Here is a 16318-nt window from a genome sequence, read left to right on the forward strand (position 1 = left end):
GGGCCAGTCATGACGATTTCCGTATTCGGTAAACAGTTGCTGGGCACAGGGGCTGCCCTGGTACTTGGCCTGGGCCTGCTTGGCCAGGCGGTCGCCGGCGAGCAATTGCAGAAGATCAAGGACAGCGGCAGCATCAGTGTCGGCCTGGAGGGTACCTACCCGCCATTCAGCTTCGTCGACACCGACGGCAAGCTGACCGGCTTCGAGGTCGAGCTGTCCGAGGCCCTGGCCAAGGAGCTGGGGGTCAAGGCCAGGCTGCAGCCGACCAAGTGGGACGGCATCCTCGCCGCCCTTGAATCCAAGCGTCTGGACATCGTGGTCAACCAGGTGACCATCTCCGACGAGCGCAAGAAGAAATACGACTTCTCCGAGCCCTACACCGTTTCCGGCATCCAGGCCCTGGTGCTGACCAAGAACAAGGACACCATCAAGACCGCCCAGGACCTGGCCGGCAAGAAGGTGGGCGTGGGCCTGGGCACCAACTACGAGCAATGGCTCAAGGACAACGTGCCCAAGGCCATCATCAAGACCTACGACGATGACCCGAGCAAGTTCCAGGACCTGCGCGTGGGCCGCATCGACGCCATCCTGATCGACCGCCTGGCGGCACTGGAATACGCCAGAAAAGCCAAGGACACCATCGCCGCCGGCGACGCCTTCTCGCGCCAGGAAGCCGGCGTGGCCCTGCGCAAGGGCGAGCCGGAACTGCTCGACGCGATCAACAAGGCCCTCGACAAACTGCGCGCCGACGGCACGCTGAAAAAGCTTTCCGAGAAGTATTTCAGTGCTGACGTGACGCAATGATCGAAGAGAGCCTGCAGCTGGCCCTGGACAGCGCGCCCTTTCTGCTCAAGGGCGCCTACTTCACGGTGTTCCTGAGCCTGGGCGGGATGTTCTTCGGCCTGTTGATCGGCTTCGGCCTGGCGCTGATGCGCCTGTCTGCGATCAAGCTGCTGAGCTGGACGGCGCGGGTCTACGTGTCGTTCTTTCGCGGCACGCCGCTGCTGGTGCAGCTGTTCATGATCTATTACGGCCTGCCGCAGCTGGGCATCGAGCTGGACCCGCTGCCTGCGGCGCTGATTGGGTTTTCCCTGAACATGGCCGCCTATGCCTGTGAAATCCTGCGCGCCGCGATCAGCTCCATCGACCGCGGCCAGTGGGAGGCCGCCGCCAGCATCGGCATGACCCGCGGCCAGGCGATGCGCCGCGCGATCCTGCCGCAGGCCGCGCGCACCGCCCTGCCGCCGCTGGGCAACAGTTTCATCTCGCTGGTCAAGGACACCGCGCTGGCCGCCACCATCCAGGTGCCGGAGCTGTTCCGCCAGGCCCAGCTGATTACCGCACGCACCTTCGAGATCTTCACCATGTACCTGGCCGCCGCCCTGATCTACTGGGTGCTGGCCAGCGCGCTGGCCCACCTGCAGAACCGTCTGGAAGCGCGGGTCAACCGCCATGACCTGGAGCCCTGAGGCATGATCGAAGTCACCCGCCTGAGCAAGCAGTTCAACGGCCTGACCGTGCTCGACGACATCAGCCTGACGGTCGAGGCCGGTGAAGTGATCGCCATCATCGGCCCCAGCGGCTCGGGCAAGACCACCTTCCTGCGCTGCCTGAACCTGCTGGAGACCCCCAGCAGCGGACGCATTCGTGTGGCCGACATCGAGATCGACGGCGACCGCCCGCTGGCCAAGCAGGCCACGTTGATTCGCCACTTGCGCCAGCAGGTCGGTTTCGTGTTCCAGAACTTCAACCTGTTCCCGCACCGCACCGCCCTGGAGAACGTCATCGAGGGGCCGCTGGTGGTCAAGAAGGCCCCCCGCGAAAAGGCCCTGGCCCTGGGCCGTGCGCTGCTGGCCAAGGTCGGCCTGGCGGGCAAGGAGGACGCCTACCCGCGGCGCCTGTCCGGTGGCCAGCAACAGCGCGTGGCCATTGCCCGGGCATTGGCCATGGAGCCGCAGGTGATCCTGTTCGACGAACCCACCTCGGCGCTGGACCCCGAGCTGGTGGGCGAGGTGCTGGCGACCATTCGCGGCCTGGCCCAGGAAAACCGCACCATGATCATCGTCACCCACGAAATGAACTTCGCCCGCGACGTGGCCAACCGGGTGATCTTTTTCGACAAGGGCGTGATCGTCGAACAGGGCGAGGCCAAGGCCCTGTTCGCCGCGCCGAAGGAAGAACGCACACGCCAGTTTCTGGGCAAGTTTCTCGGCGCGCAGGGCCACGCCCACTGACCCGGATGCACCGCCCGAGCACAGACAAATCCGAGTTTATCCACAGCCCCCATGCCGCTTCGGGTAGGACCGCTCTGAAGCGCTGCCGACTGCCCGGTCACGGCCATCGGGCACCTTGACTCACCTGCCGATCCAGCCAATAACCAAAGCCTCGTGCCACCACCCGCACAAGGAAACGGACCATGCACCGCGCAGCCAAAGGATCTGAACTGCCGCCCCCCGCCCTGCTCCATATCGCGCCCCATGGCATTGGCGTGCACACCGCCAGCCACCTGCAAGCCAGCATCCAGACCGCACCGACCCTGCAGGCCGGCGACCTGCTGGAGCTGTTCTGGGGCAACCGCTACGTGGCCGCGCATCTACTGCGCGCCGGCGAGCCCGGCACCTCGATCGCCCTCGGCGTGCCCAGGCAGATGCTCTACCCGGGGCTCAACACCCTGCACTACCGCCTGCTCCAGCCCGGCCAGCACCCGCGACGCTCCGCGCCATTGCAGGTAGCGGTCAAGCTGAACTGCCCCGGCGGCTACGTGACCACCCCGGAGAACCCGCACCTGACGCCCTTGCGCCTGCCTGGCCGGCTGCTGCGCCAAGGGCTGGATCTGAGCCGCTGCGGGCAGGGTGTACCGTTCAACATCGCGCCGTACCGGCACATGGCCGAAGGCGATGCGATCACCCTGCGCTGGGCCGACCTGCGCATCGACCTGGCGCCACTGCCCGGCGACGGTATCGGCTGCCCGATACAGGGCCTGATCCCGACCCAAGTGCTGCTGGAAGCCGGCAACGACGAGCACCTGGACGCCAGCTACTGCATTCTGGACAAGGTCGGCAACTGCTCGCAGTGGGCCCCGGCCGTGCGCCTGCGGGTGTTCGGCCAAGGGCCGCGGAGGCACTTCTATGCATATTCCTAAAGGTTAGTTTATTTAATTTTTATACACGCTTAGGGTATATAGACCGGACCACCGGACCAGCGCATTTCTGTCGCCCATATCGATCACGGCGACGTTTCCAATACGTGAGGTAGGTATGGTCAGGAACACAATCACCCCAGTGCGCAACGCCAGGGCATTGAGTGCAGCCAAGGAGCGGTACTGATGTCCAGCTTGGTACACGACGCAGTCCACAGCGATCTGGACAACGCCCCATTACTGCTGCCGGCCAAGGTCCTGCGCAATGACGCAGAGGCCCTGGAGGCCGCCCATGAACTGGCCGCCGCCGCGCGCCTGCAGGCCGCCCGCCGCGACCAGCAGCGCAAGCTGCCGTGGGCCGAGATCGAGCAGTTCACCCGCAGCGGCCTGGGCAGCATCAGCATCCCGCGCGAGCACGGCGGGCCGGACGTTTCCTTCGCCACCATCGCCGAGGTGTTCCGCATCATCAGTGCGGCCGACCCGGCCCTGGGGCAGATCCCGCAGAACCAGTTCGGCATCCTCCAGCAGGTCAAGAACACCGGCAACGAACGCCAGAAGCACCTGCTGTTCAAGTCGGTGCTCGACGGCTGGCGCATCGGCAATGCCGGCCCCGAGCGCGGCAGCAAGAACACCCTCGAACTCAAGGCCCGCGCCGTGCGCCAGGGCGATCACTTTCTGCTCACCGGGCAGAAGTTCTATTCCACCGGCGCGCTGTTCGCCCACTGGGTGGCAGTCAAGGCGCTGAACGACGACGGGCGCCAGGTCATGGCCTTCGTGCGCCGTGGCAGCCCGGGCCTGCGTATCGTCGACGACTGGTCCGGCTTCGGCCAGCGCACCACCGCCAGCGGCACGGTGCTGCTCAACGAAGTGCCGGTGGACGCGGAGCTGGTGCTCGACAACTGGCGCCAGGCCGACAGCCCCAACATCCAGGGCGCCGCCTCGCAGCTGGTGCAGGCCGCCATCGACGCCGGCATCGCCGAGGCCGCAGTGGCCGATGCGATCAGCTTCGTGCGCGAACGCGCGCGGCCGTGGATCGACGCCAAGGTCGATCGCGCCAGTGACGACCCGTATGTGATTGCCGACATCGGCCGCCTGACCCTCGAACTGCATGCCGCCCAGGCGCTGCTCGGCCGCGCCGCGCGCGTGCTCGACGAGGTCAACGCCGCGCCCATCGACGCCGCCGCTGCCGCACGTGCCTCGATTGCCGTGGCCGAAGCCAAGGTGCTGACCACCGAGATTGCCCTGCAGGCCAGCGAGAAGCTGTTCGAGCTGTCGGGCAGCCGCGCCACCCTGGCCGAGTTCAACCTCGACCGGCACTGGCGCAACGCCCGCGTGCACACCCTTCACGACCCGGTGCGCTGGAAGTACCACGCCGTGGGCGCCTACCACCTCAACGCGACCCTGCCTGCCCGGCATTCCTGGATCTGACCAGACCACTGGAGCCCTCTCATGAGCCTATTGCCGCAACCGCACGATCTCGTGGCGGTCATCTCTTCTGATGCCCAGGCGTTGGAAACTGCCGAACAGATTGCCGAACAACTGCGCCGCGACAGCATCGAGCGCGATCGCGAACGCCGCCTGCCGCACCCGGAACTGGCGCTGTTCTCGCGCTCGGGCCTGTGGGGAATCAGCGTGCCGAAAGCCTTCGGTGGCGCGGGCGTGTCCAACGTCACCCTGGCCAAGGTCATCGCCCGTATCGCCCAGGCCGACGCCTCGCTGGGGCAGATCCCGCAGAACCATTTCTACGCCCTTGAAGTGCTGCGCGTGAACGGCAGCCCGCAGCAGCAGGCACGCCTGTACGCCGAGGTGCTGGCCGGCAGGCGCTTCGGCAACGCCCTGGCCGAACTGGGCACCAAGACCGCCCACGACCGCACCACCGCCCTCACCCGTGACGGTGACGGCTACCGCATCAACGGCCGCAAGTTCTACGCCACTGGCGCGCTGTACGCGCAGCGCATCCCCACCTCGGTGATCGACGAACAGGGCGTACAACAGCTGGCCTTCGTGCCCGCCGACAGCGCCGGGCTCGACGTGATCGACGACTGGAGCGGCTTCGGCCAGCGCACCACCGGCAGTGGCTCGGTGGTGTTCGACAACGTGCGTGTCGAGGCCGACGATGTGGTGCCGTTCCAGAGCGCCTTCGAGCGCCCGACCCCGGTCGGCCCGCTGGCGCAGATTCTGCACGCCGCCATCGACACCGGCATCGCCCGCGCCGCCTATGAAGATGCCCTGCATTTTGTGCGCACGCGCACCCGGCCATGGATCGACTCGGGTATCGACAAGGCAGTCGACGACCCGTTGACGCTCAAGTCCTTCGGTCACCTGGCGATCCGCCTGCATGCCACCGAAGCCTTGCTCGAACGCGCCGGCGAATACCTCGACCGAGCCCAGGCCGAGACCAATGCCGACACCGTCGCGGCGGCCTCCATCGCCGTGGCCGAGGCACGCGCCATCAGTACCGAGATCTCCCTGGCCGCCGGCAGCACGCTGTTCGAACTGGCCGGCAGCCAGGCCACCCTGGCCGAACACGGCCTGGACCGCCACTGGCGCAACGCCCGCGTGCACACCCTGCACGACCCGGTGCGCTGGAAGTACCACGCCATCGGCAACTTCTACCTCAACGATGAAAACCCACCGTTGCGGGGCACCATCTGATGGCGAAAAAGAAGATCCTGCTCAACGCGTTCAACATGAACTGCGTGGGGCATATCAACCACGGCCTGTGGACGCACCCGCGCGACACCTCGACCCGGTACAAGACCCTCGAGTACTGGACCGACCTGGCGCGGTTGCTCGAGCGCGGGCTGTTCGACGGCCTGTTCATCGCCGACATCGTCGGGGTGTACGACGTGTACCAGCAGTCGGTCGATGTGCCCCTCAAGGAGTCCATCCAGCTGCCGGTCAACGACCCGCTGCTGCTGGTGTCGGCGATGGCCGCGGTCACCCGCCACCTGGGTTTCGGCCTCACCGCCAACCTCACCTACGAGCCGCCGTACCTGTTCGCCCGCAGGCTCTCGACCCTCGACCACCTGAGCAATGGTCGGGTGGGCTGGAACATCGTCACCGGCTACCTCGACAGCGCGGCCAAGGCCATGGGCCTGGACGCGCAGCCCGAGCATGACCGGCGCTACGACCAGGCCGACGAGTACCTGCAGGTGCTGTACAAGCTGCTCGAAGGCAGCTGGGAAAACGACGCCGTGCGCAATGACCGCGAACAGCGCGTGTACGCCGACCCGGCCAAGGTGCACAAGGTGCAGCACCACGGCGAGTTCTACCGGGTGGAGGGTTATCACCTGTGCGAACCGTCGCCACAGCGCACCCCGGTGCTGTTCCAGGCCGGCGCCTCCGAGCGTGGCCTGGCGTTTGCCGGGCAGCATGCCGAATGCGTGTTCATCAGTGGCCAGAACAAGGCCGCGACCCGCGCCCAAGTCGACAAGGTGCGCGCCGCGGCCACGGCGGCCGGGCGTGATGGCGACGCGGTGAAGGTGTTCATGGGCCTCACCGTGATCGTGGCCCGCACCGAGGAGCAGGCCCGCGCCAAGCACGCCGAGTACCTGCGCCATGCCAGCCCCGAGGCCGGCGTGGCGCACTTTGCCAGCTCCACCGGCATCGACTTTGCCGAATACGACCTGGACGAGCCGATCCAGTACGTCAAGAGCAACGCCATCCAGTCCGCCACCAAGCACCTGCAGAACAACGACTGGACCCGGCGCAAGCTGCTCGACCAGCACGCCCTGGGCGGGCGCTACATCACCCTGGTCGGCTCGCCGACCCAGGTTGCCGACGAACTGGAGCGCTGGATCGAGGAGACCGGCCTGGACGGCTTCAACCTGGCCCGCACCGTCACCCCGGAAAGCTATGAGGACTTCATCGATCTGGTGATCCCCGAGCTGCAACGTCGCGGTTCGTACAAGACCGCCTACACCGACGGCAGCCTGCGCGAAAAACTCTTCGCCGCCGGCCCGCACCTGCCCGCCGACCATACCGGCGCGGGCTATCGCACCCTCAACCCGACTGGAGCGCAACCGCATGCTTAAGACATTTCTGGCCCGCCCTGTCGCGGCCCTGGCCCTGGCCCTCGGCCTGATCGGTGGCGCCCATGCCAACGATGCACCGCTCAAGGTCGGCACCACCGCAGCCTTCGCCCCGGCCCTGGAAGCAGCCGTGGACGAGGCCAAGAAGCAGGGCCTCAAGGTGGAACTGGTGGAGTTCAGCGACTGGATCGCGCCCAACGTCAGCCTCGCCGCCGGCGACCTCGACGTGAACTACTTCCAGCACATCCCGTTCCTGGAAAACGCCAACGCCGCGGCGGGCTCGACGCTGGTGCCGTATGCACCGGGCATCATCAACAATGTCGGGCTGTACTCGAAAAAGTACAAAAGCTTCGACGAGCTGCCCCAGGGCGCCACCGCCGCCATCGCCAACGACCCGATCAACGGCGGACGCGGCCTGCAACTGCTGGCCAAGGCCGGCCTGATCACGCTCAAGCCGGGGGTGGGCTACAAGGCCACCGAGGACGACATCGTCGCCAACCCGAAAAAGCTCAGAATCCTGCAGGTCGAGGCCGTGCAACTGGTGCGTGCCTATGACGACGCCGACCTGGTGCAGGGCTACCCGCACTACATCCGCCTGGCCAACACCTTCGATGCAGGTTCGGCACTGATGTTCGACGGCGTGGAGCACAAGGAATACGTGATCCAGTTCGTGATCCGCCCGCAGAGCAAGGACGACCCGCGCCTGGCCAGGTTCGTGGATATCTACCAGCACTCGCCGGTGGTACGCGCAGCCCTCGACAAAGCCTACGGCAAGCTCTACCAGCCGGGCTGGGAGAGCTGAGATGAGTGCTGCCACCGCCCGCCAGACGGCGCACCCCAGCCCACCTGCGCAGCCCGCGCCACGGCACGCGCTGCACCCTGAGTTGAGCAGCGCGCAAGTGCGCCTGATCGGCGTCAACAAGACCTACCCCGGGCAGGCCACGGCGGCGCTGGCGGACATCGACCTGAACATCCAGCGCGGCGAGATCTTCGGCATCATCGGCCGCAGCGGCGCCGGCAAATCGTCGCTGATCCGCACCCTCAACCGCCTGGAGCAACCCAGCACCGGCCGGGTGCTGATCGACCAGGTCGACATCGGCGAGCACAACGAGGACCACCTGGTGGCGTTGCGCCGACGCATCGGCATGATCTTCCAGCACTTCAACCTGATGTCGGCCAAGACCGTGTGGCAGAACGTCGAGCTGCCGCTGAAGGTGGCCGGCGTGCCCAAGGCCCAGCGCCAGCGCAAGGTGGCCGAACTGCTGGAGCTGGTGGGCCTGCAGGACAAGCACGGGGTGTACCCGGCGCAGTTGTCGGGGGGGCAGAAGCAGCGCGTGGGGATTGCCCGCGCGCTGGTGCACGACCCGCAGATACTGCTGTGCGACGAGGCCACTTCGGCGCTGGACCCGGAGACCACCGGCTCGATCCTGGCGCTGCTGCGCGACATCAACCAGCGCCTGGGCCTGACCATCATCCTGATTACCCACGAGATGGCGGTGATCCGCGATATCTGCCATCGCGTGGTGGTGCTCGAGCGCGGGCGCATCGTCGAGCAGGGGGCGGTGTGGCAGGTGTTCGGCGACCCGCAGCACGCGGTCAGCAAGACCTTGCTGGCGCCGCTGCAGCCAGCCTTGCCGCAGCACCTGCAGGCCCGCCTGCTGCCCGAGGCGCCGAATGCGCAGGCCGCGCTGGTACTGCGCCTGCGCGTCAGCGGGCGCGACCGCGAGGCACCGGAACTGTCGACGCTGTTCGCGTTGCTGGGCGGCCAGGTGAGCCTGCTGCAGGGCGGTATCGAACCGATCCAGGAACGTGCGCTGGGGCAGTTGGTGGTGTCGGTGGCCAACTCGGCGCACGGGCATGCGCAGGTGATCGAACGGGCGCGCCAGTGGGCGGCGCAGGTGGAGGTGCTGGGCTATGTGGTTTGATCGTTTGTTGCAGGGGGTACTCGACACCTTGCTGATGGTGGGCGTGTCGTCGCTGATCGCGTTGCTGGCGGGCATTCCGCTGGCGGTGATCCTGGTGACCAGCGGCAAGGGCGGCATCTACGAGGCGCCGCTGGTGAACCGCGTGCTGGGGGCGTTCGTCAACCTGTTCCGCTCGATACCGTTTCTGATCCTGATGGTGGCGTTGATCCCGTTCACGCGGCTGATCGTGGGCACCACGTATGGCGTGTGGGCGGCGGTGGTGCCGCTGACGATTGCGGCCACACCGTTTTTTGCGCGCATTGCCGAGGTGAGCCTGCGCGAGGTGGATCATGGGCTGATCGAGGCGGCGCAGGCGATGGGGTGCCGGCGCTGGCACATCGTCTGGCATGTGCTGTTACCCGAGGCGCTGCCGGGCATCGTGGGCGGCTTCACCATCACCCTGGTGACCATGATCAATTCGTCGGCGATGGCCGGTGCGATTGGTGCCGGAGGGTTGGGGGACATCGCGTACCGGTACGGGTACCAGCGCTTCGACAGCCAGATCATGCTGACGGTGATCGTGATGCTGGTGGTGCTGGTGGCGTTGATCCAGCTGGGCGGGGACCGGTTGGCGCGGGGGTTGAACAAGCGGTGATCGCTTCGCCGGCAAGGCCGGCTCCTACAGACGACGCCCTACCCGTAGGAGCCGGCCTTGCCGGCGAAGAGGCCAGCCAGAACACATCAATAACCAACTACCTGCACCTTCGACAGCTGCCCGCACAGCCAGGATGAAACGGCCAGGCGTTGGACAGCGTCGGCTGCTTCGCCGGCAACGCCGGCTCCTACAAACGACGCCCTACCTGTAGGAGCCGGCCTTGCCGGCGAAGAGGCCAGGCCGAACACATCAATAACCAACTACCTACACCTTCGACAGCTGCCCGCACAGCCAGGATGAAACGGCCAGGCGTTGAGCAGCGTCGGCTGCTTCGCCGGCAACGCCGGCTCCTACAGACAACGCTCTACCCGTAGGAGCCGGCCTTGCCGGCGAAGAGGCCAGCCAGAACACATCAATAGCCAACTACTCTGCACCTTCGATAACTGCCCACACAGCCAGGATGAAACGGCCAGGCGTTGAGCAGCGTCGACTGCTTCGCCGGCAACGCCGGCTCCTACAGACGACGCCCTACCTGTAGGAGCCGGCCTTGCCGGCGAAGAGGCCAGGCCGAACACATTAAGAACCAAAGCCATACGTCTCACCAACAACGCCACAGCTACCTTGAAATCTCTACCTTTCAAGGAAACTGACATGGATCGTTCAAACGCTCACCTCCTGCGGCGCGGCCGGTTCTCCGAACCCGGCAGGCTGTACCTGCTCACCAGTGTGGTCGAGCACCGGCACCCGGTTTTCAGCGACTTCCAAATCGCCCGCCTGATGGTCGAGCAACTGCAGTACGCCCAGCACCAGCGCCTGGCCAAGTCACTGGCCTGGGTGCTAATGCCAGATCACCTGCATTGGCTGATCGAACTGCAACACGGCACTTTGGCGTCGCTGATGCGCAGGATCAAATCCCGCAGTACCTGCCTGGTGAACAAGACATTCCATCGAAAAGGTCGTCTTTGGCAACACGGCTTTCACGATCGCGCGCTGCGCAAGGATGAGGATGTCCAGGCAGCGGCACGTTACATCGTGGCCAATCCTCTACGGGCCGGGCTCGTGCAAAACATCGGGGACTATCCGCACTGGGATGCCATCTGGCTTTGAACCGTGCAACGGCTTTCGCCGGCAAGGCCGGCTCCTACAGGGGCAGGCCGGCCAGCGAACGGGCCATTACTCGCGCTGCGGCTCCTTGATCTTGTACCAGGCCACATACAGCGCCGGCAAAAACAGCAAGGTCAGCAACGTGGCGACAATGATGCCGCCAATCATCGCGTAGGCCATCGGCCCCCAGAACACTTCCCGCGCAATCGGAATCATGCCCAGGCTCGCCGCCGCCGCCGTCAGCAGAATCGGCCGGCGACGATGGTCCGTGGCCTCCACCACCGCATCCCACGGCGCATACCCATCAGCCTCGTACGCATCGATCTGCGTCACCAGGATCACCGAGTTGCGGATGATGATCCCCGCCAGCGCCAGAATGCCCAATATCGCCACGAACCCCATCGGCGTACCCGTGGGGATCAGCGCCAGCACCACGCCAATCAAGCCCAGCGGCGCCACGCTCGCCACCAGGAACAGCTTCTGCACACTGTGCAGCTGAATCATCAGGAACGTCGCCATCAGAAACAGCATCAACGGCACCACCTTGGCAATCGGCCCCTGGGCCTTGCCGCTCTCCTCCACCGTGCCCCCCGTCGCCACCTGATAACCGGCCGGCAACTTACGCGCAAACTCGTCGATCTGCGGCTTGAGCTGCGCCACCAGGTCAGTCGGCTGGATCTCGTCACGCACCGCCGCCTTGACCGTGATGGTCGGCTTGCGGTCACGCCGCCACACCAGCGGCTGCTCCAGCTCGTAACGCACCGTGGCAAACGCCAACAAAGGAATCGAGGTGCCGCTGGGCGTGACGATCTGCAGGTTCTGCAGGGTCTGCGGCGAGTCACGCTCGCTGTCCACCGCGCGCCCGATCACGTCGATCAGGTAGATGTCATCGTTCACCTGGGTCACCGGCGAGCCGCTGACGATGCCGTTCATCAGGTTGGCCACGTCCTCGGACGACAGCCCAAGCTGGCGCGCCTTGTCCTGGGCAATGTCGATGCGCAGCACCTTGCCCGGCTCGTTCCAGTCGTAAATGATCTCGCCCACATGGGAGTTGCCATCGAGCAGCGCCGCCAGTTCGATCGCATGCTTGCGCACCTGGTCGATGTCCTTGCCGCTGACCCGGTACTGGATCGGCCGCCCCACCGGCGGGCCCATCTCCAGCGATTGCACGTAGCTGCCGATGCCGACGAAGTCCTTGCGCAGGCGCTCCTTCAGACGCGCCGTCAGCGCCTCGCGCGACTCCAGGCCCTTGCTCACGATCACCAGCTGGGCGTAGTACGGGTTCTCCAGCTGCTGGTCCAGCGGCAGGTAGAAACGGATCGCGCCCTGACCGATGTAGGTACTCCAGCGCACGATGTCCGGGTCGTCCTTGAGGGTCGCCTCCAGCTTGTCCACCGCCTTGCGCGTCTCGTCGATGGAGGCGTTCTGCGGCAGGTTGAGGTCCACCAGGATCTCCGGGCGGTCCGAGGACGGGAAGAACTGGTTCTGCACGAAGCGCATGCTGAACACCGCCAGGGCGAACAGCACCACGGTGCCGATGATGGTGATCCAGCGGTGGCGCATGCACCACAGCAGGCCATGGTTGAAACCGCGACCGATACGCCCGGGCTCGGCGTCGTGGGCCTTGACCTTGGCGCTGAGCAGGTGCACCCCCAGCACCGGCGCGAACAGCACCGCCACCACCCACGACACCAGCAGCGCCACGGCGATCACCGCAAACAGGGTGAAGGTGTACTCGCCCGCGGAGCTGGCGTTCAGGCCGATGGGCACGAAACCCGCCACCGTCACCAGGGTGCCGGTGAGCATCGGGAAGGCGGTGGAGGTGTAGGCGAACGTGGCCGCCTGCTCCTTGCTCTCGCCCTTCTCCAGCCGCGTGACCATCACCTCCACGGTGATCATCGCATCATCCACCAGCAGGCCCAGCGCGATGATCAGCGCGCCGAGGGAGATCCGCTGCATGGTGATGCCGCTGTACTCCATGAACACGAACACCATGGCCAGCACCAGCGGAATCGAGCAGGCCACCACCAGCCCGGCACGCACCCCGAGGCTGATGAAACTGACCACCAGCACGATCACCACCGCCTCGAACAGCGCACTGGTAAAGCCGCCCACGGCCTCCTCGACCACCACCGCCTGGTCCGACACGGTGTGCACGCCCACGCCCACCGGCAGGTCGGCAGTGGCGGCCTCCATGCGCTCGTGCAGCTGCTTGCCGAAGGCCTGGATGTTGCCGCCCTTCTTCATGCCGATGGCCAGGCCGATGGCAGGCTTGCCGTCGTAGCGGAACATCGGCGTGGGCGGGTCGGCGTAGCCGCGGCTGATCTCGGCAATATCGGCCAGGCGATAGAAGCGGTCGTCCAGGCGCAGGTTGACCTGCTCCAGGTCTTTCTCCGAGGCGAACTGGCCAGTGGTGCGCACCGAGATACGCTCGGGGCCGGCCTCCATCACCCCGGCCGGGGTCACCGCGTTCTGCGCCTGCAACGCCTGCACCACCTGGCGCTGGTCGATGCCCAGGGCCGCCAGCTTGCGGGTGGAGAAGTTCAGGTACAGCACCTCGTCCTGCTGGCCGATCATCTCGACCTTGCCCAGCCCCGGCACCTCGCGGATTTCTGCACGTACCTGCTCGACGTAATCGCGCAGCTGGCGCATCGAGATGCCGTCGGCGGTGAACGCATACACCGAGCCGAACACATCGCCGAACTCGTCGTTGAAGCCGGGGCCCTGAATGCCCTGGGGGAACTCGCCGCGGATGTCCTGGATCTTCTTGCGCACCTGGTACCAGATCTGCGGGATGTCGCCAGCCTTGGTGGTATCGAGCAGGTTGACGAACACCGTCGACTCGCCGGGCCGGGTGTAGCTTTTCACGTAGTCGAGCGAGTCCAGTTCCTCGAGTTTCTTCTCGATGCGGTCGGTGACCTGCAGCAGGGTCTCGTCCTGGGTGGCGCCGGGCCAGCGGGTCTGGATGACCATGGTCTTGATGGTGAACGAGGGGTCCTCCTCACGGCCCAGGTTGAAATAGGAAAACACCCCCATCAGCAACGCGACGAACATCAGGTACCAGACGAAGGATTGGTGCTTGAGTGCCCATTCCGACAGGTTGAAGCTTCCTTTCATCGCGGGCCTTCCTCATCGATTTTTACCTTCTGGCCAGGCTTGAGGCTGTTGACCCCCGCCGTGACCACACGCTCGCCCGGCTGCAGGCCGGCACTGAGCACCACGCTGTTGTCCAGCCGCTCGCTGACCTTCACGTCACGCAATGAAACCGTATGCTGCTGCGGGTCGACGACCCATACCCGGGTGTGCCCGTCGACCTCCTGCAGGGCGCTCAACGGCAGCTCGCTGCGCGGTTGGATCGCCGAGCTCAGGGTGACGCTGATGGCCGTGCCCAGGCGAAAGGCCTCGGGGGTGTCGGCCAGGGTCAGGCGCGCGCGCCGGGTACGCGTGGCCGCGTCGGCCTGGGGCTCGATCTCGCGCAGCACGGCACTGGTGTTCACGCTGGGGTCGAGTTGCGCGGCCACCAGGAACTTCACCTCGCCCGACAGTTCGTCGGCCAGGCCTGCGGGCAGGTCGATCACCGCCTCCTTGACGTCCGGGCGCGCCAGCGTGACCACGCCCTGGCCGGCGGTGACCACCTGCCCGGCCTCGGCCTGCCAGGCAGTGACCACGGCGGGGTGGTCGGCCTGCAAGGTGCTGTAGCCGAGCTGGTCGCGGGCCTGGTTGACCGCCGCCTTGGCCTGTTCGAGCGAGGCGCCGGTAGTCTTCAGGTCGGTCTGGGCGATGTCCAGCTGGGCCTGGGCACCCACGCCCCGGTCGAACAGCTGCTGCTGACGACGGGCGTTGGCCTGGGCGTTGATCCACTGCGCCTGCACCTTGGCCAGGTCGCCTTCGGCGGCACGCAACTGGTTCTGCTGGTCGGTGGGGTCGAGGGTGGCCAGGGTGTCGCCGGCCTTCACCGTGGCGCCCACATCCACCCAGCGCCGGGCGATGCGCCCGCCCACGCGAAAGCCCAGGGTGCTTTCGTAGCGCGCCTGGATGGAGCCGGCAAAGCGCCCCAGGCGCGCCTGGTCCTGCGCCTGCACCACCTGGGACAGCACCGGGCGCACCGGCTCGGGCGGCGGCTCGTCATCGGCGCAGGCGGCCAGCAACACACAAGCGAACATCAGCCACAGGGTTCTCATTGCGTCACCCCGATATCGGCTGGGTCTGCAACTTCCACCTGCATGTCCGGGTGCAGCAACTGCCCACCCGCGATCACCACGGTTTCGCCGCCCTTGAGGCCGTCGCCCACCACCACCTTGCCGGTGAGGTAGCGCAGCACCTTGACCTTGCGCAGGTTGACCTTGTTGTCCTGGCCCACCAGCCACACCGCCGGGTCATGCACATCCTTGGTCAGCGCCGACCACGGCAGCTCGATGCTCGGGGTGCCCTCGGCCCTGGCGGTGGCACTCACCACCGAGCCCAGCTGCATGGCCGGCGGCACCTCGCTCAGGCCGACCTTGACCTGCACCGTGCCGCTCTGCGCCGAGACCGTCGGGGTGATTTCACGCACGTGCCCCTTGGCTTGCACCTTGGGGTCGTCGAGCAGACTGACGATGATCGCCTGCTGGGTGGGTGGCGCCATCAGCAGCGATTCGTAGACGTTGAACACCGCGTCGCGCTCGCCGTCGCGGGCCAGGGTGAAGATCGGCACGGTGGCCTGCACCACCTGCCCCACCTCGGCCTGGCGCGCGGTGATCACCCCGGGCGCCTCGGCGATCAGCGCGGTGTAGCTCAGTTGTTCGCGGGCGTTGGCCAGTTGCGCCTGGGCGGCCTTGAGCGCGCTCTGGCTGCTGCGCAGGGCGGCCTGGGCCGCGTCGTATTCGCTCTGGCTGGTGTAGCCCTTGGGCAGCAGCTTCTGCTGGCGCACGAAGGCGGCGGAAGTCTGGGTCACGCGAGCCTGTTCGGCGAAGACCTCGGCCTTGGCCGAGTCGACATTGGTTTGCAGGTCCTTGGGGTCCAGGCGCGCCAGCACCTGATTGGCGCTGACGTGATCGCCCACGTCGACGTTGCGCTCGATGATCTTGCCGCCCACGCGAAACGACAGGTCGGCCTGTACCCGTGCCTGAACATCGCCGGTGAGGGTCACGGAGGCTGCAAAGTCGCCGGCCTTGACCTGTTGCACCGCCATCCTGGGCAGGTCGGGTGCGGCGGCTTTCTTCTCGCCGCAGCCAAGCAGCAGCGCAAGCCCCAGGCAGACGATCAGGTTAGGGGGCGACACCGTCATGCGGGCTCCTTGCGTGGGTTCTGGGCAGTTGCTAGATGCGACTGTTAGCGTAGATCAGGGTTCCGCGTGCCGCTTGTCCTGGGGGCAATTGAGCACAGCGGCGACGTTGCGAGGGGTGGGGGCTGTCGCCTGCATCGCGTTTGATCGCGGCGCTGGAACAGGATGCGCAGAGCAACTGCATCGTGCTGGAGAAGGCGTTGGGGCAGACGCGGGGGG

Annotated in this window: 14 protein-coding genes and 1 pseudogene; 12 read left to right on the plus strand and 3 right to left on the minus strand. The window is 66.3% G+C overall.

Annotated elements, in window-relative coordinates:
- Positions 1–9 precede the first annotated feature (9 nt).
- The 11 genes from tcyJ (at position 10) to MF6396_RS22500 (ending at position 10839) form a co-directional block, all read left to right on the plus strand.
- On the plus strand, positions 10–804 hold the full coding sequence (gene tcyJ / locus MF6396_RS22450) for a cystine ABC transporter substrate-binding protein (protein WP_043861601.1): 795 nt from the start codon (positions 10–12) through the stop codon (positions 802–804).
- The gene (tcyL, locus tag MF6396_RS22455; RefSeq protein ID WP_088514101.1) at positions 801–1469 is read left to right on the plus strand and encodes a cystine ABC transporter permease; all 669 of its coding nucleotides are present in this window, start codon (positions 801–803) and stop codon (positions 1467–1469) included. The genes tcyJ and tcyL overlap by 4 nt, the downstream gene beginning before the upstream one ends.
- 3 nt (positions 1470–1472) lie before the next feature.
- Entirely contained in the window at positions 1473–2234 is a 762-nt protein-coding gene (tcyN, locus tag MF6396_RS22460; RefSeq protein WP_058541691.1) for an L-cystine ABC transporter ATP-binding protein TcyN, read from the plus strand.
- 182 nt (positions 2235–2416) lie between these two features.
- Positions 2417–3142: a hypothetical protein gene (locus MF6396_RS22465; RefSeq protein WP_043861596.1), complete on the plus strand. Its 726-nt coding sequence runs from the start codon at positions 2417–2419 to the stop codon at positions 3140–3142.
- A 183-nt stretch (positions 3143–3325) separates the two neighbouring features.
- A complete protein-coding gene (locus MF6396_RS22470; protein WP_078481611.1) occupies positions 3326–4567 on the plus strand; it encodes an SfnB family sulfur acquisition oxidoreductase in 1242 nt (413 codons plus the stop codon).
- Positions 4568–4588: 21 nt separating this feature from the next.
- Complete coding sequence (locus MF6396_RS22475; RefSeq protein WP_058541693.1) at positions 4589–5794, plus strand: SfnB family sulfur acquisition oxidoreductase; 1206 nt, start codon at positions 4589–4591, stop codon at positions 5792–5794.
- Entirely contained in the window at positions 5794–7176 is a 1383-nt protein-coding gene (locus MF6396_RS22480) for an LLM class flavin-dependent oxidoreductase (protein WP_054915902.1), read from the plus strand. The genes MF6396_RS22475 and MF6396_RS22480 overlap by 1 nt, the downstream gene beginning before the upstream one ends.
- The gene (locus tag MF6396_RS22485) at positions 7169–7975 is read left to right on the plus strand and encodes a MetQ/NlpA family ABC transporter substrate-binding protein (RefSeq protein ID WP_054915901.1); all 807 of its coding nucleotides are present in this window, start codon (positions 7169–7171) and stop codon (positions 7973–7975) included. The genes MF6396_RS22480 and MF6396_RS22485 overlap by 8 nt, the downstream gene beginning before the upstream one ends.
- Before the next feature lies 1 nt (position 7976).
- Positions 7977–9098 (plus strand): methionine ABC transporter ATP-binding protein, encoded by a 1122-nt coding sequence (locus tag MF6396_RS22490; protein WP_078481612.1) that lies wholly within the window; start codon positions 7977–7979, stop codon positions 9096–9098.
- A complete protein-coding gene (locus MF6396_RS22495; protein WP_054915900.1) occupies positions 9088–9732 on the plus strand; it encodes a methionine ABC transporter permease in 645 nt (214 codons plus the stop codon). Before MF6396_RS22490 ends, MF6396_RS22495 begins: the two co-directional genes overlap by 11 nt.
- A 651-nt stretch (positions 9733–10383) precedes the next feature.
- A complete protein-coding gene (locus tag MF6396_RS22500; RefSeq protein ID WP_078481613.1) occupies positions 10384–10839 on the plus strand; it encodes an REP-associated tyrosine transposase in 456 nt (151 codons plus the stop codon).
- 66 nt (positions 10840–10905) lie between these two features.
- Here MF6396_RS22500 and MF6396_RS22505 read toward each other — a convergent pair whose 3' ends face one another.
- The 3 genes from MF6396_RS22505 to MF6396_RS22515 are packed head-to-tail and all read right to left on the minus strand — an operon-like array spanning position 10906 to position 16102.
- Positions 10906–13953, minus strand: a complete 3048-nt coding sequence (locus MF6396_RS22505) for an efflux RND transporter permease subunit (RefSeq protein ID WP_043861588.1) — start codon at positions 13951–13953, stop codon at positions 10906–10908.
- The gene (locus MF6396_RS22510) at positions 13950–15017 is read right to left on the minus strand and encodes an efflux RND transporter periplasmic adaptor subunit (RefSeq protein WP_043861587.1); all 1068 of its coding nucleotides are present in this window, start codon (positions 15015–15017) and stop codon (positions 13950–13952) included. Before MF6396_RS22510 ends, MF6396_RS22505 begins: the two co-directional genes overlap by 4 nt.
- On the minus strand, positions 15014–16102 hold the full coding sequence (locus MF6396_RS22515; protein WP_078481614.1) for an efflux RND transporter periplasmic adaptor subunit: 1089 nt from the start codon (positions 16100–16102) through the stop codon (positions 15014–15016). Before MF6396_RS22515 ends, MF6396_RS22510 begins: the two co-directional genes overlap by 4 nt.
- 122 nt (positions 16103–16224) lie before the next feature.
- On the opposite strand from MF6396_RS22515, the pseudogene MF6396_RS29085 reads away from it, so the two are divergent.
- Positions 16225–16318, plus strand: a pseudogene (locus tag MF6396_RS29085) (ATP-binding protein); the annotation flags it as partial.

It is taken from the genome of Pseudomonas sp. MF6396, from assembly GCF_002018915.1.
GTDB classification, from domain to species: Bacteria; Pseudomonadota; Gammaproteobacteria; order Pseudomonadales; family Pseudomonadaceae; genus Aquipseudomonas; species Aquipseudomonas palmensis.

Coding starts and splice junctions, on each gene's coding strand:
- MF6396_RS22480 (WP_054915902.1), top strand. CDS start 5,794: ATGGCGAAAAAGAAGATCCTGCTCAACGCGTTCAACATGAACTGCGTG.
- MF6396_RS22515 (WP_078481614.1), bottom strand. CDS start 16,102: ATGACGGTGTCGCCCCCTAACCTGATCGTCTGCCTGGGGCTTGCGCTG.
- tcyN (WP_058541691.1), top strand. CDS start 1,473: ATGATCGAAGTCACCCGCCTGAGCAAGCAGTTCAACGGCCTGACCGTG.
- MF6396_RS22505 (WP_043861588.1), bottom strand. CDS start 13,953: ATGAAAGGAAGCTTCAACCTGTCGGAATGGGCACTCAAGCACCAATCC.
- MF6396_RS22485 (WP_054915901.1), top strand. CDS start 7,169: ATGCTTAAGACATTTCTGGCCCGCCCTGTCGCGGCCCTGGCCCTGGCC.
- MF6396_RS22475 (WP_058541693.1), top strand. CDS start 4,589: ATGAGCCTATTGCCGCAACCGCACGATCTCGTGGCGGTCATCTCTTCT.
- tcyL (WP_088514101.1), top strand. CDS start 801: ATGATCGAAGAGAGCCTGCAGCTGGCCCTGGACAGCGCGCCCTTTCTG.
- tcyJ (WP_043861601.1), top strand. CDS start 10: ATGACGATTTCCGTATTCGGTAAACAGTTGCTGGGCACAGGGGCTGCC.
- MF6396_RS22510 (WP_043861587.1), bottom strand. CDS start 15,017: ATGAGAACCCTGTGGCTGATGTTCGCTTGTGTGTTGCTGGCCGCCTGC.
- MF6396_RS22490 (WP_078481612.1), top strand. CDS start 7,977: ATGAGTGCTGCCACCGCCCGCCAGACGGCGCACCCCAGCCCACCTGCG.
- MF6396_RS22495 (WP_054915900.1), top strand. CDS start 9,088: ATGTGGTTTGATCGTTTGTTGCAGGGGGTACTCGACACCTTGCTGATG.
- MF6396_RS22500 (WP_078481613.1), top strand. CDS start 10,384: ATGGATCGTTCAAACGCTCACCTCCTGCGGCGCGGCCGGTTCTCCGAA.
- MF6396_RS22470 (WP_078481611.1), top strand. CDS start 3,326: ATGTCCAGCTTGGTACACGACGCAGTCCACAGCGATCTGGACAACGCC.
- MF6396_RS22465 (WP_043861596.1), top strand. CDS start 2,417: ATGCACCGCGCAGCCAAAGGATCTGAACTGCCGCCCCCCGCCCTGCTC.